Origin of the sequence: Flavobacterium davisii, assembly GCF_019565505.1 — a bacterium.
GTDB lineage: Bacteria > Bacteroidota > Bacteroidia > Flavobacteriales > Flavobacteriaceae > Flavobacterium > Flavobacterium davisii.
In genome coordinates this window covers 735,397-753,622 of record NZ_CP067378.1, presented here as the reverse complement: position 1 = coordinate 753,622, position 18,226 = coordinate 735,397, and the positions used below count along the sequence as shown (strand labels likewise).

The following is an 18,226-nucleotide window of genomic DNA, read 5'->3' as shown; positions in this document are numbered from 1 at the left end:
TTAGTGAAGATAAAGAATGGTCAAGTCGTGTTACCCAATTAGGTTATAGTATTTATGATATAAATGAAACCTTTTTTTATGATATAAAAAGAGATGAAATGTCTGAGTTAAATAGAATTAAAAATGAAACTTTAGCTCATTTTAAATTACATTCAGAATTGAAATTTCCTAATAAGTTGAAGTTGCTTCTGTCCTTTATTAAAAAGATTTCTATATTAAATACAATTTCATATTTTAAAACTATGAAAAGAGATTTTATGATTTTAAAAATTAAATTTTGGATTGCTAATCAATTAAATAAAAAAGATGCTTAAATTAAAAAATTTACACAGAATTGATTTTAAAAATAAAGTAATCTTATTTTTTTATTATTTGCTAAAAATTTTTAGATTAAGACCAACTCGGAAACAAAAATTAATAAATGAACTTTATCATCATTTAATTTTTTCAAATGGTGTTTTAGTTTCTGAAGATTCAGAAAAATATAAAGTAAGGTTATTTGATTCAAAAGTTGATTTGTATATAAGAAAATTACCGTCTAGTGATGTGAAAGTTTTTGGACAAGTCTTTAGAGGAAATGAATATAAGAAAGTAGTAGATTTATACCGTGATTTTTTCGGAACTACACCCCAATACATAATTGATGCAGGAGGAAACGTTGGATATACTTCTGTTTATTTTAAAAGTATTTTCCCTAAAGTTAATTTAGCTATCATTGAACCAAGTAGCACGAATTTTTGTATGATCAAAAAAATTTTACACTAAATAATACAGAGGCTTATTTGTTTAAAGGAGGGTTGTGGAATAAAAATACCAGTTTGAAAATAGTACGTGATTTTAGAGATCGCTCTGATTGGGCTGTTCGTGTTGAAGAATCTTGTTATGAGACTGATATAAAAGCTTTTACGGTTGATTTTGTTTTGGAAAAATCTAAATTTGAAAATATAGATATTTTTAAAATTGATATTGAAGGTTCAGAAAAGCAAATTTTTAGTAAAAAAGCATCAATAGATTTTTTAAAAAAGACGAAATGTATTGCAATTGAAATTCATAAAGAGTTTGATTGTAATAAAGATATCATAACAATATTAGAAAATTATGGTTTTGAATTAACCTATTTTGGAGAGTTGACAATAGGTATAAATCAAAAATTAATAGAAAATAAGTTATGAATAGATTGAGAGAACTAGATTTTCTTAGAGGGATCGCAATTTTATTGGTTTTACTTCGCCATCAATTTTTATTTTATTGGACAGAAAAAATGGGATGGATTGGAGTTGATTTATTTTTTGTTTTGAGTGGATTTTTAGTTTCGGGATTGCTTTTTAAGGAATATCAAAAACATAATAAAATTGATGGTAAACGTTTTTTAATAAGAAGAGGATTTAAAATTTATCCAATTTTTTATTTGTTTTATATTTTGTATCTAATACCATTTTATTCGAATAATAAAATATTAGATTTTAGAAAAATGGCTACAGATTTACTGTTTTTACAAAATTATGCAACAGGTTGGGGATACGCTTACCCAGCAAGTTGGTCATTAGCAGTTGAGGAACATTTTTATTTTGGATTGGTTTTGAGCTTTTATTTAGTTTTGAATAATAAAAGATTAGATAAGATTTTTTTTCCTATACTAATTTTTTTACAGAAAAAATTTTAGTTTTTATATTAGTATTAATCCTATTATTTCGTGTCATTTCAAATTTTTGTTTTGAAGAACAATCCATACGCAATTTTACAATGACACATTTGAGAGTCGATGCTTTGTTATTTGGTGTTTTGATTTCTTATTTGTACCATTTTAAACAAGATTTTTTTAGAAAAAAATTTAATGAATTAAGGAATTGTTTACTTTTTTTAGCTGTATTATTTTTAACCTTTACCCCATTTATAGAGCCATTAAATTCTTTCTTTGTAAAAACAATAGGCTTTACGTTGGTCTATATTGCATTTGGAATTTTCTTATGCTTTATTTTATTTATTCCTAATGTTAATAAAATTTTAGATCAAAGTTTATCAAAGTTTATTGTTGATATTATAGCCAAGATAGGTTTCTGTTCATATTCAATTTATGTAATTCATACATTTGTTATATTTGAGGTTAAACAATTAAATGTTGAAAATCATTACATTCACTTTATTCTTGTCTTGTTTTTTAGCTGTTTTTTTGGTTATTTCATGACCTATTATGTAGAAAAATATTTTTTAAAAATTAGAGAACATTATTTTCAAAGTAAATAAATGAAACAAGTCGCACTTATTCCGTTACGAAAAGGATCCAAAGGAATTCAAGGAAAAAATAAAAAAAAATGCTAGGACGTCCTCTCTTTTGTTGGATATTAACAGAAGCAATTTTTTCCGAATTAGATCAAATTTTTGTTTTTACAGATGATGAAGAAATACTAAAATTCATCGAAAAAGAATATACTTGGACAAACAAGGTACACCCTCTTTTAAGAAGTGCTGAAAATGCAAACGATACAGCATCAACAGAAAGTGCCATGAAAGAATTTGTAGAAAAAATTAATTATGATTTTGATGTATTGTGCTTATTACAAGCAACATCTCCATTTACAACATCTAATGATATCAATAAGGTATTAAATAAACTCGATGAAAATTATGATGCCGCTTTAAGTGTGGTTAAAACACACCGATTTATTTGGTCAAATGAAGGGAAAGCACAAAATTATGATATATTTAAACGACCTAGAAGACAAGATTTTGATGGACTCTTAATAGAAAATGGTGCAATTTATGCCACTACAAAAAAAGAATTTGTACAATCCAATAATAGAATAAGTGGAAAGATAGCAGTAGTTGAAATGCCAGAAGAATCATTAACAGAGATCGACAGTTTAACAGATTGGGAAATAACAGAAAAGCTATTAGCTAAAAGACAAAAACAATTAAAAGAGCAAAAAGAATAGATTATTTAGTGCTAGATGTTGACGGAGTATTCACCGATGGATGTGTTTACTACGGAAAAGAAGGAGAACTAATGAAAAAATTCGATATGCGTGATGGAATGGGATTAGAAATTCTCAGACAAAATGGCGTTGAGGTTGTTGTAATAACCTCTGAAAATTCCAAACTAGTAGAAGAAAGAATGAAAAAATTGCAAATTAAAAATCTTTTTTTAGGAGTAAAAGATAAATTTTCATTGTTAAAATCTTTTGTTTTAAATAAAAATACTAGTTTTGGAAATATAGCTTATGTAGGAGATGATGTAAATGATTTAACCTGTATTTGTTCCGTTGGTTGGTCTTTTACACCACAAAACGCCACAGTAACGCTGAAAAACAACGCAGATATCATTTTAAATCAGAATTCTTCAGAAGGAGCTATAAGAGAAACATGTGAATGGATAATGAAATACAATAAAAGATATGACATTTAAAAAACCCTATGTAATTGCTGAAATAGGATGTAACCATAAAGGAAAAATGGAAATTGCCAAAGAATTGATAAAAATGGCAAAAGTATATTGTAATGCAGATGCTGTCAAATTTCAAAAAGGAACAATAAAGAGTTGCTAACAGAAGAACAATATAATGCGCCACATCCTAATCCTGTAAATTCGTATGGAGATACTTATGGGGCGCACAGAGAATTTTTAGAATTTGATGCTAATCAACATGCCGAACTAAAAAAATATTGCGAAGAATTAGGAATTGTATATTCCACATCAGTTTGGGATACCACATCCGCTAAAGAAATAGCTTCTCTAGAGCCAGATTTTATAAAAATACCATCCGCATGCAATAATAATTTTGAAATGCTACAGTGGTTGTGTGACAATTACAAAGGAGAAATTCATATTTCAACAGGAATGACCACAAAAGATGAGGTAGATTCTTTAGTTAATTATTTTATAGAAAAAGGAAGAAACAAAGATCTAGTGTTATACAATTGTACATCAGGATATCCTGTTCCATTTGAAGATGTTTGTCTTTTAGATATCAACTTACTAATTCAAAAATACGGAGATAAAGTCAAACATATTGGTTTTTCAGGACATCATTTAGGTATTGCTGTAGATGTGGCCGCTTTTACTCTAGGAGCAAATGTTATTGAGCGTCATTATACATTAGATAGAACATGGAAAGGGACGGATCATGCGGCATCTTTAGAACCAGAAGGAATGCGAAAATTAGCAAGAGATTTAAAAGCCGTTTACAAAGCATTGTCTTATAAAGAGCAAGATATTTTACCAATCGAACAAATCCAAAGAGACAAATTAAAATTTAAAAAAGTTTAAAAAAGACATTTATGTCATCAAAAAAAATATTTATTTTCCTACCAGATGGAGTCGGCTTGAGAAATTTTGCGCTTACAAATTTTAACCAAATAGGGAAAAAATTAGGATTTGAGATTGTTTATTGGAACAATACCCCTTTTGAAATTGAGGCAGAGATTGGATACCAAGAATTAAAAATTACCAATAATAAATTACATCCACTAACAACTGTTTTTACCAGAGCCAGAAAAAGATCAGAATTAAATTTATTTGACAAAAATTTAAAGAAACAGTATACAATACCTATAATTTTCCGCAATCCTATAAAGGATTCAAAAACGCATTTAAAAGTTTGTATGTTGATTTTCTCGTAGCCACTAAATCCAATGAGAAAGGAGTAAAAGTAATTCGAGAAAAAATAAAAAAAGCAGAACGATCAACCGAAAAATACCATTATTGTAAAAGACAATTAGAAGAACAAAAACCAGATTTTGTTTTTTGTACCAATCCAAGACCTACGCAAGCCATAGCGCCTATTTTAGCAGCGCAAGATTTAGGAATACCTACAGCAACTTTTATATTTTCATGGGATAATTTACCCAAGGCAACAACCTTAATAGAAACAGATTATTATTTTGTTTGGAGTGAATATATGAAAAATGAATTGTTGCAATATTGTCCGTATGTGATTCCGGAAAATATTTTTGTAACAGGTACTCCTCAATTCGAAAGCCATTTTGATCCAGATTTGTTACAAAGTAAAGAGGACTTTTACGCACAACATGAATTAGAAATTGAAAAAAAATACATTTGTTTTTCTGGAGATGATATCGTAACCTCTCCTTTGGATCAATATTATTTAGAAGACTTGGCAATATCGGTAAGAGAATTGAATCGTCAAGGATATAATTTAGGAATAATTTATCGTAAATGTCCAGTAGATTTTACAGATAGATATCAAATTATATTAAATAAATATAAAGATGTCATCGTTTCCATAGATCCTTTATGGCGTCCTATAGGAAAAACATGGAATGAAATTATGCCAACAAAAGAAGACTTTGCGTTGCAATCTAACATTTGTGAACATACTGAATTTGTAGGAAATATTGCCTCGTCTATGGTATTTGATTTTGTAGCACATAATAAATCATGTTTGTTTTTTGATTACGAACAGCCACAATTAAAAAAAGGAATTAGAGATATTGGACAAAATTATAAATACATCCATTTTCGTTCAATGCCTTCTCAACAAGCAGCCTTGTTTGTACATGATAAAGCAGCCTTGACTTCTATCGTAAAAGCCATTTTAGATGGAAGACAATCGAATGTTTCTGACGGAAAAAAATGGTTTGATATTGTAGTTGGAGAAGAACCAACTTTGGCATCAGAAAAAATTTGGAAAGAAATTAATCTACTTTTAAATAAATGAGAGATTTTTTTTACTTTATTTCTAAGATATTATTTATATTCATTTCAACTTCGTTTTTGCTAGAGTCAATTTACACCTTTTGTTATACTGAAAAAACAAACTATTCTAAATTTCAATTTATAAAAAATAAGCAAAATAAAAAATATAACTATATATTTTACGGTTCGTCGAGGGTTGTAAATCATATTAATCCAAAAATTATAGATTCTTGTTTGAATAGGACAAGTATAAATTTTGGCGTAATGGATGCAAAACCTAAAGACATTTTAACATTATTGAAACTTACTAAATTTTACAATATAAAATCGGATTCAATTTTTGTTCAAACGGATTATTATTATAATTCAACTGATAAATCTAATTTTTTATATTTAGATATGTTGCCATATATACAAGAAAATAGCATAATAAAATCTTATTATTATGATGAAAAGGATTATCTCTTTTTAGTTTATTTCCCCTTTTATAAATATTTAAAAAATAGTTCCAAATTAGGTATGAGAGACCTGTTAGCTGCTTTGTTCCGAAAAAACAAATTTGACACCACAATTGGATATGAGCCTTTATATGGAAATGGTAATACTTGGCAAAGAATATTACCAACAAGCGTTTTAAATAATGAAATCAATAAAGAAACATTACAATTTATGAAAACTAATGGCATGAATTATGTTTTTTTTACAGCACCGTTCAGGAGGGATACTAAAAATCTTAATTTTGTTTCACAATTAAGGAATCATTATCCTGTTTTTTGGGATTTTTCTACTTCAATTACCGAATCTAATTTATTTAAAAATGGTTATCATCTGAATCATACTGGTGCAAAAGAATTTTCAATAATATTTTCAAATAAAATAAAGGATTAATAATCAGATGTTTTTCAATTCGTTATCTTTCGCAATATTTTTACCTATTGTTTTTATCTTATACTGGTTTATCTTTGGAAAAAACAAGAACACTCAAAATATAGTGCTCATTGTAGCAAGTTATTATTTCTATTCTTGTTGGGATTGGCGTTTTTTGTTTTTATTAGTGTTTTCCACTTTTCTAGATTACTTCAGTGCTATTATGATGGAAAAGAGTACAACTGGCAAAATGAGAAAACGTTGGTTGTGGTTAACTATTGGAATAAACTTAGGCTTTTTGGGTATTTTTAAATACTACAATTTTTTTGTTCAATCGTTTACTGATTTGTTAAAAGATTTCGGATTTCAAATGAATCCTACATTATTGCAGTTAATTCTTCCTGTCGGGATCTCTTTTTATACGTTTCATGGGTTGTCGTATGTGCTTGATATTTATTATAAACGAATTAAAGCAGAACATAATTTTATAGATTATTCATTATTTGTAAGTTATTTTCCACTTTTAGTAGCAGGACCAATAGAAAGAGCTACGCACTTATTACCACAAGTAAAAACCAAACGATATTTTAATGCTGAAAAGGCAAAAGAAGGTGTTTATCAAATTATTTGGGGATTATTTAAAAAAATAGTGATTGCTGATAATTGTGCAACTTATGCTGATGCTGTTTTTGATAATTATCAATCTATGAACTCATTATCATTAATTTTAGGAGCAGTATATTTTGCATTTCAGATTTATGGTGATTTTTCAGGCTATTCTGATATAGCCTTGGGGACATCTAAGTTGTTTGGGATTGATTTGTTAAAGAATTTTAATTATCCCTATTTTTCTAGAGATATTGCCGAGTTTTGGCGTCGTTGGCACATTTCGTTGTCGTCTTGGTTTCGTGATTATTTATATATTCCATTAGGAGGAAGTAAAGGTAGTATGTGGACGAAAATAAGAAATACATTTATCATTTTCTTGGTAAGTGGTTTTTGGCATGGAGCTAATTGGACGTTCATTTTTTGGGGTTTGTTGAATGCGATTTACTTCTTACCGTTGTTGTTACAAAATAAAAATCGCTCTAATATGGGTGAAATCGAAATGGGTTGGAATGTGAATAGCATAAAAACTATTTTAAATATTCTGTGTACATTTGTCTTAACTACAATCGCATGGATTTTCTTTAGATCTAATACTATTACAGAATCTATTAGATATATCCAAAAAATGGTAACGAATTTCCATTTTAACACTCAGTATTTGAGTAATGAACGATACAGCTTTGAATTACTATTTTTACTACTGGCTTTTGTATTGGTAGAATGGTTTAATCGTTCAAAAATAGAACCTTTATCAGGAAAAAGAACTTGGCTAAAAGTTACTTTAGTTATTATAGCTTTATTAACTTTAGGCGTTTATTCTGATTATAAAGAATTTATTTACTTCCAATTCTAATGAAACAGTTTTTAATTTTTATTGGGAAAATAGTTTTAATAATTTTATTGTCAAGTTTTACTCTAGATTTGCTCTATTCAAATGTATATTCAAAATCGGATAAAAGGAATAAAATTCAAAAGGTTATCAATTCTGAACCCAAAATGTATGATGTAATTATGTTGGGTTCTTCTAGAGCTAATAATCATTTTATACCAGATCTTTTTATTGAAAAAGGGTATACATCTTATAATTATGGGATGAGTGGTGCTAGATTACAAGAATCAGCATTGTTGTTACGATTGATGATTGATAAAGGGTATCATTTTAAAAATATTATTTTAGAAATTGATCTGAATATCAATTCTGAGGGGTATTCAGAAGGGGTAAGGGCTTTTTTTATGCCGTATTTAAAGTCAAATACAAGTGTTTCAAATTATTATAAAGCTATTATTCCAGAATTTAATTTATTATATTATATACCGTTTTATCGCTATATTCAGTATGATTCTCAAATTGGTTTTAGAGAAATGCTTTTTTCTTTAATAGATAAACCTTCAAAAAGTGTTTTAAATCATGGATTTTATGCTTTACATGGAGTGGGAGAAAATATGAGTTATGATTTAACGAAGTATTATCCAAAGAAAAATAAAGATTATGAATTTATTAAAGATATTTGTAGAAAAAATAAGATCAATCTTATAGTTGTCAGTACACCAATGTGTTCTAATGTAAAAAAGATTGAATATTTTGATATCATTAAAAAAGTATATCCAGAAGTTCATAACTATGAAAACAGCATAAATGAAGATAAATATTTTTCTTCTTGTGGTCACATGAATGAAGCTGGAGCGAGAATGTTTACTGTAAAAATTATTAAAGATTTTTTTAAAATTAAATCATGCATATAGCTTTTTTAACTCCAGAATATCCACATTTAAAAATAAAACATTCGGGGGTCTAGGTACCAGTATTCAAAACTTGGTACTCGCTTTGATTGCTAAAGAAGTAAAGGTGACTATTTTTATATATGGACAACCAAAATTTGAAGTTTTTCAAGAAAACGGGATTGTTTTTCATCTAATTTATGATAAAAAATACCCATTTGGAAAATGGTTTTTTTATAGAAGATATATTCAAAAATACATAAACAAAGTAATACAATCAGAAAAAATTGATTTGATAGAAGCACCCGATTGGACAGGAATTACCGCATTTATGCGTTTTAAATCGCCATTAGTAATTCGTTTTCATGGGAGTGATACCTATTTTTGTCATGTAGAAAAAAGAAAACAGAAAATTAAAAATCGGTTATTTGAAACTTTGGCAATAAGAAAAGCAAATGGCTATATCGCCCCCACAAAATATGCAGGTGAAATTTCAGCTAAACTTTTTGGACTGCACAAAAAGAAGATAAAAACGATACATTACGGTTTAGATTTAACCCAATTTAATAATAAACATCCAGAACGTTTTGATAAAGGCTTACTTTTATATATAGGTACAATCATAAGAAAAAAAGGCGTTTTTGAATTACCCGGAATTTTCCATAGAGTAAGAAAAGAATTTCCAGAAGTCAAATTAATTTTAATAGGTAATGATTCTGGTGATATAACTACAGGAAATAAATCTACTTGGGAGTTAGTTCAACAACAGTTTCACGAAAATGATTTGAAGCAAGTTTTCTATTTAGGTAAAATGCCTTATACAGAAGTACAAAATTATATTCAAAAAGCAAATGTTTGTATTTTTCCTACTTATGCAGAGACTTTGGGTATGGTAACCATAGAATCAATGGCCATGCAAAAAGCCGTGGTAAATAGTAATATTGGTTGGGCTCAGGAATTGATGGAAGATGGGAAAAGCGGTTTTTTAGTGTATCCATCACATCATGAAGAATATGCTAATCGAATAATAACGTTACTACATGATGAAGTTTTGTGTAAATCAATAGGTAATGAAGCATTTCAATTTGTTTCCAATCATTTTGATATTCAGCATGTAGTAGACCTAAATATTCAATTTTATAAAGATTTGTTATGATTGTATTGGTTCATGATTTTCACAAAGTAAAAAAAATCGAGGGAGTTAGTGAAGTCGAGTACAAGATTATAATTCAAGAGGAGTCAATAGCGAAATCCATTTGTTTACTGGCTTCCAACTATCCAAGTGAAGTGATAGTTTGGTGTAATGAATCGTATTATTCTAAATTAAATCGCGCATTTATTGAAAATGCATTTCCACATAATCGCTATATGTATTCTTATAATCCAATGGGTAATTTTTTTTCAGGTGCCATTGGTTATGTAGAAGAATCACCTTTCATAAATATTAATAAACAAGTTTGCTATCCCACATGGCAAATGAGTAGTGTGGTGGGGGCAATGCAATCTAGTACAATTCTTTTACTATCTAAATCCTGTTGGGGAATTAGTAATAATTTAGATTATGTTTTAAATACTGTTGCGAAATTATATCAACCCTTAGGTCTATTTTGTTATTCAGAACCCATGTTGTTAGTGGATTCCAGATTTCAGATAGCCTATCCCAAGGCTACATCAAAGGAATTGTTTTCTTTTGTAGCACAACAATACAAGTGGGTATGGAAACACTTTTTGTTATTTTGTTTTTTCATTTTTGAAAAGCGATTTTGTTTTTTATCATGGTTATTATCCCTTTTTCAAAGACAATTAGAGTGTCAAAAAGAAACAATTGTTTTTGAGGAACCACAAAAGACAATCGATTGGGAATTGGAAACCATCGATGTAATCATTCCTACCATTGGAAGAAAAAAGTATCTTTATGACGTTTTAAAGGATTTAAGTGGGCAAACCCATTTGCCTAAAAATGTTATAATTGTAGAGCAAAATCCGAATCCCGATAGTAATTCAGAATTGGATTATTTAACTACTGAACAATGGCCATTTCAAATTAAACATGTTTTTATCCATCAAACGGGTGCATGTCAGGCTAGAAATAAAGCGTTGGATTTGTTAGAGAGTAAATGGTGTTTTTTTAATGATGATGATAATAGATTTGATGAGAATTTAATAAAAGAGGCACTTAAATTTTTAATTGATTATCATTTAAGCGTTTTTTCGACTAATTATCTATTAAGAGACGAAACTCAATTGTATAATTCTATCAGTCAAACTACGATATTTGGTTCTGGTAATTCATTTATCAAAAGTGAAATTACAAAAACGATTGGGTTTGAACTAAAGTTGGAATTTGGTTATGGAGAAGATACAGAGTATGGTTTGAAATTAAGAAATAATGGTTTTGATATTATATATAATCCTATTATCAAGATAATTCATTTAAAAGCACCAATGGGCGGGTTTAGAACTAAATTTGTTCATCCATGGGAAAAGGAACCAATACAGCCAAAACCATCACCTACTATAATGTATGTGAAAAAAAATATAGCACTAAGGAACAAATGTTAGGGTATAGATTACGCTTGTTTTTAAAAACATATAAATATCAATTTTGGAAAGTAAAAGGGTTTGAAAAGCAATGGAAACAAAGTAAATATTGGTCAGCAAAACTTTAGAAATGATAATAAAAAAATAAAGAAAAGGTTTTTAAAATTTAAGAGCCATCCATTAACAAAAAGCAATCCTTATGGAGCGCTTTTTAGGTATTTGTTATTTAATTTGGGGGCTATAATTAATAATAAACCAAAGGTTTATCGCTGGGTTAATGGACTTAAATTTTATGCTCAAAAAGGAGATGCAGGAATTGTTCCTAATATTTATTTTAAACTTTTCGATTACGAAGATTCAATGTTTGTTATAAATAATATTTCTTCACAAGATGTTTTTGTTGATATAGGAGCCAATGTTGGACATTTTTCTTTATTAGCAGCAAATAATGGGGCTCAAGTGTATGCTTTTGAGCCTATTAAAGAAACTTTTGAAAAACTTAAACGAAATGTTGAGTTGAATATTCTGGAAAACGTTGAACTTTATAATGTAGGGGTGGGAAATAAAAATGAATTTTTAAATTTTACAACAAACAAAGATGTTATGAATTCAGTGGCACTAGATAATGAAGCAGAAGTTAGAAAAATTAAAGTACTAGTGTTAGATGAAGTTTTGATAAATGTTAACCCCACTATGCTAAAAATTGATGTTGAAGGTTATGAGTTATTTGTTTTGCAAGGAGCTGATCAAATTTTGAAAGCCCCCTCTTTGAAATATATTCTAATTGAAATTAATAATTCATCCACTAAATTCAATGTTGAAGATGAAGTCATACATGATACATTGTTGCTATACGGATTTAAACCTTGTAAATATGATGTTGTTATGAATAAAATGATTCTTATAGAAACATTCAGAAAGGATAAGTTTAATACTTTATATATAAGATAATTGATCACGTTTTATACCAATACAAAAACATTAATACCCGCTAATAGGAAAATAGTTTTTCCTTTATTATTTGATGTCTTTTATTTAAAAAATCCAGTTGCTATTAGTAATTTTTATTTTCAGGATGAACCCGATAGAGCTGATATACATATTTTTCCTTTAGAATTGACATCAATTTATAATTCAGGAAAAAGAAAGGATTGGTTTGATTTTTTAGATGAAGCAAGAAAGTTAAATAAGATTGTTTGGGTTTATACAGGGGGAGATTTTGGGATAACTTTACCTTTTAATAATAATTTATATACATTTCGTCTTGGTGGATTTAATTCAAAATTAGATACAAATACGCATGTTATTCCTTCGTTTATAAATGATCCCATAAGTGTATTGGGATTGAAATGGTTTATTATTGAGAAAAATATTAAACCTTCAGTAGGTTTTGTAGGTCATTCAAATGGTTCTTTTTCCAAAATAATTAAAGAATTTTTGATATATACTAAACATCAAATTAAAAGATCTCTGAAGATTGATAAAACTGATTATCAGTTTTTTTATCCCTCAAGTAATAAAAGATTTCATTTGTTAGAAGTACTTAAAAATGCAAGTAATATAGATACTAAATTTATTTATCGAGCTAAATATAGAGCAGGAGCTAATTCTCAATTAGATAAAGTAAATACAACTCTTGAGTTTTTTAAGAATATTCAAGAAAATTTATATACTTTTTGTATGCGTGGTTCTGGTAATTTTTCTGTACGATTTTATGAAACACTTATTATGGGGAGAATTCCAATTATATTGGATACAGATATAAGATTACCACTCCATGATAAAATAAATTGGGAAAAACACTGTATAATAGTCAAGGAAAATGATTGTATTCAAAAAATAATAGAATTTCATGAATCTAAAACTAATGAAGAATTAAAAAATATACAATATGCTAATCGTCAGCTTATGTTGAATAAATTAAATAGGATAGATTATTTTTTTCAAATTTTAGACTAGTATTAGATATGAATTTTTCTCTTATTATTTGTACCTATAAAAGGAAAAACGCTTTAACTAGTTTGTTAGAGTCTGTAATAAAACAAAGTGTATATCCTAACCAAATAATTATTGTAGATGGATCTCCTGATAGAGAAACAAAAGAAACACTTTTAAAAAACAATTATAAAAATCTTATATATTATCAAGTTTCTGAAGCAGAAAGAGGTCTTACAAAACAAAGAAATTTCGGTATTACAAAAGTAAATAAAGAAACAGATGTCGTTTGTTTTTTAGATGATGACGTTATTCTGGAAACGAATTATTTTGAAGAAATACTAAATACATATCTTGTTTTTCCAAAAGCATTAGGAGTAGGAGGTTATATTACTAATGAGGTAAAGTGGGAAAAGAGTCAAAAGGAAAACATTGATTTAAATTACTTTTATTGGGATGGATTTATACGAAAAGAACCCAGTCGATTCAAATTTCGTAAAATTTTTAAATTAGATACAGATAGTCCTCCGGGATATTTTCCCTTGTTTTCTCATGGAAGAAGTTTGAGCTTTTTACCTCCAAGCGGTAAAACGTATCCTGTAGAACAGTTAATGGGAGGAGTTTCGTCTTTTAAAAAGATTTGTTTGAAAAAATCCAGTTTTCAACTTATTTTCAAGGATATAGTTTGTATGAAGATGCAGATTTTTCCATTAGAGCTTCCCAATTAGGGGAATTATATTGTAATACTGCTGCAAGATTAGAACATCATCATGCTCCTTCAGGACGCCCTAATAGATTTAAATATGGGAAAATGATTGTAAGAAATGGATGGTATGTTTGGCGAGTTAAAAATCCTAATCCTAAATTGATAGACCGTTATAAATGGCATGTAATAATAGGTGTATTACTTATAATTAGAATGACAAATATTCTTAAGGGAAATAAAAAGAAAGAAGCTTTTCAAGAATCTTTAGGAAGAATTTGGGGTTGGATTAGTATATTTGCCAAAAAACCTCAATAAATAAGATATTGATGCGGTTTGTAATAATTACCCACGTACAACATATAAACAAAGATAATCAGATATTTGGTTATGCTCCTTATATTAGGGAAATGAATTTATGGTTGAAAAACGTAGATGAATTAATCTTAGTTGCACCTAAATCAAAAGGAATCATAGATCCTATTTGGTTACCTTATGAACATCAAAAAAGAATTGGTTACAAGTACCTAGTTTTAGTATTACAAACCGTAGTGCTTTTTTTTCTTTTATAAAGAATTTGCCAATTTTGATTTTTCAAATTATTAAAGCCTTCCAACAAGCAGATCACATACATTTGCGTTGTCCAGGAAATATGGGATTACTGGGAGCTATTATACAGATATTTTTTCCAAAAAGAAAAAAACAGCAAAATATGCTGGAAATTGGGATCCCAAAGCTAAGCAACCATGGTCTTATAAATTGCAAAAATGGATTTTATCAAATACTATTCTTACAAAAAATATGCAAGTTTTAGTATATGGAGAATGGCCAAATCAAACCAAAAATATCAAACCTTTTTTACAGCAACGTACTCTGAAGAGGAAATAAGAAGACTACTTTTAGAAAATGTATTTGAAAAAGGAAAAATAAATTTAGAAGCTAATTTTTTATTCGTTGGAACTTTATCAAGAGGGAAAAGACCTTTATATGCGTTGAAATTAGTTGGAAAATTAATAGAAATAGGAATTAATGCTAGAATGGAGTTTTATGGACAAGGAGAATTGAGTAATGAAATTATTCAATGGATAAAAAAGAATAACTTATCTGAAAAAATTTTTTTAAAAGGGAACCAATCAAAAGAAGAAATAATTAGAGCGTATCAAAGAAGTCATTTTTTAATTTTACCATCTAAAAGTGAGGGATGGCCTAAAGTTGTAGCAGAAGCTATGATTTTTAAATGTATTCCCATAGTTACCTCTATATCTTGTATTCCTTTTATGATTGCTAAGGGAGAGAGAGGTATTATATTATCTCTAAATTTAGATGAAGATGTAAAAACTATTATGAATATTATAAATAATGAAATTATGTTGGAAGATATAACTTTTAAAGGAGCTGAGTGGTCTAGAAAAATTACAATTGATCAATTTGAAAACGAAATTGAGAAATTAATAAACTAGAAAAATATTATGAAAAAAAGTTTTTTGGGAGTTTCTGCATTTTTTGTAATTATAGGATTTCTATTAGTTTGTGTTATAAATTATAAAACCCCTTTTTTTGTATCTAAACGTTCTGGATGGTCTATTGGTTTTGGTATATCCAATCATTTTCCTGAAAAAATGAATATTAATAAATGGAACTTGATATTTAAAAATGCTGTTTCTAAAGATTCAACAAGTTTTATAGCGGATCCCTTTTGGATTGAATTTAATGATTCTATTTATATTTTTTTTGAAAATCAAAGTAAATATGATAACGGAACAATTGGTGTTTTTGCCTCAAAGGATGGAAAAAAATTCCGTTATGTAAAAAATGCCATCAAAGAGACTTTTCATATGTCTTATCCACAAGTATTTAAAAAAGATAAAAAGTTTTATATGTTACCAGAAACACAAGCTTCAGGACATGTTTTATTGTATGAAGCTGTGAAATTTCCATATAAATGGAAAATATGTGATACATTAATTAAAAATTGCCAGTTAAAAGATCCTACAATTTATCTTTCAGATTCTATTAATTTAATTTTTGGAGGAGGTAAGAATTTAGATTTAAATTTATATGTATCGAACTCATTATTTGGTAAATGGAAACTGAAACAAAAGGGAATACTTAGAGGTACAGAATATAGACCAGGAGGAAGAATTATAAGAGATAAAGGGAAATTATTATTACCAGTTCAAAATTGTTCTGAAGCGTATGGCTATGGGCTTTCTTTATATAGTATTTCCAAAGTTAAAAATAAATATAAATTGCATAGGGTTAGCCCTTTTTATTTAGAACAACAGAAAAATATAAAAGAATTTAATGCAGGGATGCACCATTTAGATTTGCATAAACTAGGTAATAATTTTTTTTATGTTTATGATGGAAATACTTTTGAAGAACCTGAAAAAAGATTTTTAATTATAGAGGTCCCTTAAAAAAGACATATATTGATTCAAAACAATTTATAAGTAGTCTATGCGAATAGTACAATTAATAGATAGTCTTGAAGTAGGAGGAGCAGAAAAAATGGCTGTGAGTTATGCTAATGCTCTATCAAGAAGTATTTTATTTTCGGGAATTATAACTAGCCGAAAAGAAGGACTTTTGCGCAAAAAAATCAATGAAAAAGTAGACTATTTTTTTTTAGAAAGGAAAAGCGTTTTAGACATAAAAGCACTTTTAAAATTCTATAAATACTTAAAAAGAATAAAATTAATTATATCCAGGCACATGGATCCTCTTTTTTCTAGCATTATGTGTTAAAATGTTTCTTCCTAACATAAAAATTATTTGGCATGATCATTATGGTTTTAGATATAAGAATACTTTTTTTCAGAATTTACCTTTAATATTATGTTCTTTTTTTTAGACAGAATAATTGTTGTGAATAAATTACTATTAAATTGGTCTTTAAAAAATCTTTTTGTAAAAATGTTAAATATTTGCCTAATTTTATCGATTTCTCTTCTGAGAATGATTTTCAATTAAAATTAAAAGGAAAGGAAGGAAAAAGATTATTTGCTTAGCAAATTTAAGGCCTCAAAAAATCATTTTATGCTTATAGAAGTTGCTAAAATGATTAGAGAAGAATTTGCAGATTGGACTTTTCATTTAGTAGGTAAAGATTTTAATGATGATTACTCGAAATTGCTTAAAGAAAAAATTATAGACTATAAATTAGAAGGAAATGTTTTTCTTTATGGAAGTATTTCCAATACTTTTTCTGTTCTAAAAGAATCACAAATAGGAATTTTAACATCTATTTCAGAAGGGTTTCCTGTCGCTTTGTTAGAATATGGTTATCATAGTTTAGGGGTAGTGGTTACAGATGTCGGTGAAATTCCGTTCATTATTAATTCTAATAATGGTTTTTGTGTAAAATCCAATGATCATCAATCATTTTTTGTAGCATTAAAAAGTCTGATAAAAGACGAGAATTTAAGAAGGGAGAAAGGTATGATTTTAAAGGAAAAAATAAATAATGAGTTTGATGAAAGAAAAATAATTTCAGATTTTATTAGTTTTATATACAATGGAAACACAGTTGACTAATAATTATTTAAGATATTATGCCCTTCATTTAGTTTTAGGTCTACTGATATTTATAGTGCCCTTTATAGCTAATTTTTATAGTGCATTTGTTTTCTTTTTTGGCATTTTTGTTATTTATCTGAAAAAGAATAAAAATGATGAAGCCCTCTTGTTTTCTGGATATGTGATAGGTCTAGAAGTATTGTTAAGAATGACGAATGCAATGCACATTAATGAATATGGTAAATATGTCGTAATTGTTTTTTTAATTTTTGGAATGTATTACAAAGGAGTTTCAAAGACTGCCTATTGGTATTTACTTTATTTGTTACTATTGATTCCTTCATTAATTATTGGTTTTTTAACTTTAAATATTGATACAGAAATAAGGAAAGCTATTTCATTTAACATATCAGGGCCAATTTGCTTAGCTATAGCATCATTGTATTGTTATGATTATAAAATTAGGTATGAATTATTATTAAAATTGTTATTGTACATAAGTTACCCCCTTTTATCTATAATAATTTACCTAATATTATTTAATCCATCTGTTAAAAATGTAATTGTTGATACAAGTTCTAATTTTGCTACTTCCGGAGGGTTTGGACCTAATCAAGTTTCAACTGTTTTAGGATTAGGAATGTTTCTCTTTTTGTACAATTTCTTTTAAATTCTAAATC

24 protein-coding genes and 1 pseudogene are annotated in these 18,226 nt (G+C 27.8%); all 25 read left to right on the top strand.

The genetic code is table 11. From position 1 onward, the window contains the following. The first annotated feature begins 98 nt into the window (after positions 1–98). Positions 99–314 (top strand): hypothetical protein, encoded by a 216-nt coding sequence (locus JJC05_RS03775; RefSeq protein WP_235878242.1) that lies wholly within the window; start codon positions 99–101, stop codon positions 312–314. Continuing rightward, positions 307–765, top strand: a complete 459-nt coding sequence (locus tag JJC05_RS03770; protein WP_235878241.1) for a hypothetical protein — start codon at positions 307–309, stop codon at positions 763–765. The genes JJC05_RS03775 and JJC05_RS03770 overlap by 8 nt, the downstream gene beginning before the upstream one ends. Beyond that, positions 738–1,172 (top strand): FkbM family methyltransferase, encoded by a 435-nt coding sequence (locus tag JJC05_RS03765; protein ID WP_235878240.1) that lies wholly within the window; start codon positions 738–740, stop codon positions 1,170–1,172. The genes JJC05_RS03770 and JJC05_RS03765 overlap by 28 nt, the downstream gene beginning before the upstream one ends. Next, positions 1,169–1,663: an acyltransferase family protein gene (locus JJC05_RS03760; RefSeq protein ID WP_235878238.1), complete on the top strand. Its 495-nt coding sequence runs from the start codon at positions 1,169–1,171 to the stop codon at positions 1,661–1,663. The genes JJC05_RS03765 and JJC05_RS03760 overlap by 4 nt, the downstream gene beginning before the upstream one ends. Before the next feature lie 80 nt (positions 1,664–1,743). Beyond that, complete coding sequence (locus JJC05_RS03755) at positions 1,744–2,244, top strand: hypothetical protein (protein WP_235878237.1); 501 nt, start codon at positions 1,744–1,746, stop codon at positions 2,242–2,244. A 68-nt stretch (positions 2,245–2,312) separates the two neighbouring features. Further along, positions 2,313–2,933: an acylneuraminate cytidylyltransferase family protein gene (locus JJC05_RS16605; protein ID WP_258929473.1), complete on the top strand. Its 621-nt coding sequence runs from the start codon at positions 2,313–2,315 to the stop codon at positions 2,931–2,933. 8 nt (positions 2,934–2,941) lie between these two features. Further along, entirely contained in the window at positions 2,942–3,403 is a 462-nt protein-coding gene (locus tag JJC05_RS16600; protein ID WP_258929472.1) for a KdsC family phosphatase, read from the top strand. After that, positions 3,393–4,264, top strand: a pseudogene (locus tag JJC05_RS03745) (N-acetylneuraminate synthase family protein). Before JJC05_RS16600 ends, JJC05_RS03745 begins: the two are co-directional and overlap by 11 nt. Before the next feature lie 11 nt (positions 4,265–4,275). Beyond that, entirely contained in the window at positions 4,276–4,617 is a 342-nt protein-coding gene (locus JJC05_RS17955; protein WP_309597412.1) for a hypothetical protein, read from the top strand. Next, the gene (locus JJC05_RS03740) at positions 4,596–5,675 is read left to right on the top strand and encodes a glycosyltransferase family protein (RefSeq protein WP_309597411.1); all 1,080 of its coding nucleotides are present in this window, start codon (positions 4,596–4,598) and stop codon (positions 5,673–5,675) included. Before JJC05_RS17955 ends, JJC05_RS03740 begins: the two co-directional genes overlap by 22 nt. Positions 5,676–5,917: 242 nt before the next feature. Beyond that, a complete protein-coding gene (locus tag JJC05_RS03735) occupies positions 5,918–6,541 on the top strand; it encodes a hypothetical protein (RefSeq protein ID WP_127822923.1) in 624 nt (207 codons plus the stop codon). Positions 6,542–6,548: 7 nt separating this feature from the next. Continuing rightward, positions 6,549–7,982: an MBOAT family O-acyltransferase gene (locus tag JJC05_RS03730; RefSeq protein WP_105196996.1), complete on the top strand. Its 1,434-nt coding sequence runs from the start codon at positions 6,549–6,551 to the stop codon at positions 7,980–7,982. Positions 7,983–8,125: 143 nt separating this feature from the next. After that, on the top strand, positions 8,126–8,872 hold the full coding sequence (locus tag JJC05_RS03725; protein ID WP_309597410.1) for a hypothetical protein: 747 nt from the start codon (positions 8,126–8,128) through the stop codon (positions 8,870–8,872). Between the two features lie 82 nt (positions 8,873–8,954). Next, entirely contained in the window at positions 8,955–10,004 is a 1,050-nt protein-coding gene (locus tag JJC05_RS03720; RefSeq protein ID WP_258929471.1) for a glycosyltransferase family 4 protein, read from the top strand. After that, a complete protein-coding gene (locus JJC05_RS03715) occupies positions 10,001–11,410 on the top strand; it encodes a glycosyltransferase family 2 protein (protein WP_235878234.1) in 1,410 nt (469 codons plus the stop codon). The genes JJC05_RS03720 and JJC05_RS03715 overlap by 4 nt, the downstream gene beginning before the upstream one ends. A gap of 60 nt (positions 11,411–11,470) precedes the next feature. After that, positions 11,471–12,340 carry an FkbM family methyltransferase gene (locus tag JJC05_RS03710; protein WP_235878233.1) on the top strand — a complete coding sequence of 290 codons (870 nt, stop codon included), beginning with the start codon at positions 11,471–11,473 and terminating at the stop codon, positions 12,338–12,340. Continuing rightward, positions 12,341–13,348 carry an exostosin domain-containing protein gene (locus JJC05_RS03705; protein WP_105197001.1) on the top strand — a complete coding sequence of 336 codons (1,008 nt, stop codon included), beginning with the start codon at positions 12,341–12,343 and terminating at the stop codon, positions 13,346–13,348. A gap of 8 nt (positions 13,349–13,356) precedes the next feature. Next, positions 13,357–14,052 (top strand): glycosyltransferase family 2 protein, encoded by a 696-nt coding sequence (locus JJC05_RS03700; protein WP_309597409.1) that lies wholly within the window; start codon positions 13,357–13,359, stop codon positions 14,050–14,052. Then, complete coding sequence (locus JJC05_RS17950; protein ID WP_309597408.1) at positions 14,010–14,345, top strand: glycosyltransferase family 2 protein; 336 nt, start codon at positions 14,010–14,012, stop codon at positions 14,343–14,345. Before JJC05_RS03700 ends, JJC05_RS17950 begins: the two co-directional genes overlap by 43 nt. Positions 14,346–14,356: 11 nt before the next feature. Further along, on the top strand, positions 14,357–14,599 hold the full coding sequence (locus tag JJC05_RS17945; RefSeq protein ID WP_309597407.1) for a hypothetical protein: 243 nt from the start codon (positions 14,357–14,359) through the stop codon (positions 14,597–14,599). Between the two features lie 195 nt (positions 14,600–14,794). Then, a complete protein-coding gene (locus JJC05_RS17940; RefSeq protein ID WP_309597406.1) occupies positions 14,795–15,487 on the top strand; it encodes a glycosyltransferase in 693 nt (230 codons plus the stop codon). Between the two features lie 9 nt (positions 15,488–15,496). Further along, positions 15,497–16,447 carry a glucosamine inositolphosphorylceramide transferase family protein gene (locus JJC05_RS03690; protein WP_235878232.1) on the top strand — a complete coding sequence of 317 codons (951 nt, stop codon included), beginning with the start codon at positions 15,497–15,499 and terminating at the stop codon, positions 16,445–16,447. A gap of 40 nt (positions 16,448–16,487) precedes the next feature. Then, positions 16,488–16,775, top strand: a complete 288-nt coding sequence (locus JJC05_RS03685; RefSeq protein ID WP_235878231.1) for a glycosyltransferase family protein — start codon at positions 16,488–16,490, stop codon at positions 16,773–16,775. A gap of 255 nt (positions 16,776–17,030) precedes the next feature. Next, positions 17,031–17,564, top strand: coding sequence for a glycosyltransferase (locus tag JJC05_RS03680; protein ID WP_258929470.1), 534 nt, complete (start codon positions 17,031–17,033; stop codon positions 17,562–17,564). Next, a complete protein-coding gene (locus JJC05_RS16595) occupies positions 17,545–18,216 on the top strand; it encodes a hypothetical protein (RefSeq protein ID WP_258929469.1) in 672 nt (223 codons plus the stop codon). The genes JJC05_RS03680 and JJC05_RS16595 overlap by 20 nt, the downstream gene beginning before the upstream one ends. Positions 18,217–18,226: the final 10 nt, after the last annotated feature.

Excerpts from the sequence above, each read along its gene's own strand:
- JJC05_RS03775 (WP_235878242.1), top strand. The coding sequence starts at position 99 with ATGTCTGAGTTAAATAGAATTAAAAATGAAACTTTAGCTCATTTTAAA.
- JJC05_RS03770 (WP_235878241.1), top strand. The coding sequence starts at position 307 with ATGCTTAAATTAAAAAATTTACACAGAATTGATTTTAAAAATAAAGTA.
- JJC05_RS03760 (WP_235878238.1), top strand. The coding sequence starts at position 1,169 with ATGAATAGATTGAGAGAACTAGATTTTCTTAGAGGGATCGCAATTTTA.
- JJC05_RS03755 (WP_235878237.1), top strand. The coding sequence starts at position 1,744 with ATGACACATTTGAGAGTCGATGCTTTGTTATTTGGTGTTTTGATTTCT.
- JJC05_RS16605 (WP_258929473.1), top strand. The coding sequence starts at position 2,313 with ATGCTAGGACGTCCTCTCTTTTGTTGGATATTAACAGAAGCAATTTTT.
- JJC05_RS17955 (WP_309597412.1), top strand. The coding sequence starts at position 4,276 with ATGTCATCAAAAAAAATATTTATTTTCCTACCAGATGGAGTCGGCTTG.
- JJC05_RS03735 (WP_127822923.1), top strand. The coding sequence starts at position 5,918 with ATGGATGCAAAACCTAAAGACATTTTAACATTATTGAAACTTACTAAA.
- JJC05_RS03730 (WP_105196996.1), top strand. The coding sequence starts at position 6,549 with ATGTTTTTCAATTCGTTATCTTTCGCAATATTTTTACCTATTGTTTTT.
- JJC05_RS03725 (WP_309597410.1), top strand. The coding sequence starts at position 8,126 with ATGTATGATGTAATTATGTTGGGTTCTTCTAGAGCTAATAATCATTTT.
- JJC05_RS03715 (WP_235878234.1), top strand. The coding sequence starts at position 10,001 with ATGATTGTATTGGTTCATGATTTTCACAAAGTAAAAAAAATCGAGGGA.
- JJC05_RS03700 (WP_309597409.1), top strand. The coding sequence starts at position 13,357 with ATGAATTTTTCTCTTATTATTTGTACCTATAAAAGGAAAAACGCTTTA.
- JJC05_RS17945 (WP_309597407.1), top strand. The coding sequence starts at position 14,357 with ATGCGGTTTGTAATAATTACCCACGTACAACATATAAACAAAGATAAT.
- JJC05_RS17940 (WP_309597406.1), top strand. The coding sequence starts at position 14,795 with ATGGATTTTATCAAATACTATTCTTACAAAAAATATGCAAGTTTTAGT.
- JJC05_RS03690 (WP_235878232.1), top strand. The coding sequence starts at position 15,497 with ATGAAAAAAAGTTTTTTGGGAGTTTCTGCATTTTTTGTAATTATAGGA.
- JJC05_RS03685 (WP_235878231.1), top strand. The coding sequence starts at position 16,488 with ATGCGAATAGTACAATTAATAGATAGTCTTGAAGTAGGAGGAGCAGAA.
- JJC05_RS16595 (WP_258929469.1), top strand. The coding sequence starts at position 17,545 with ATGGAAACACAGTTGACTAATAATTATTTAAGATATTATGCCCTTCAT.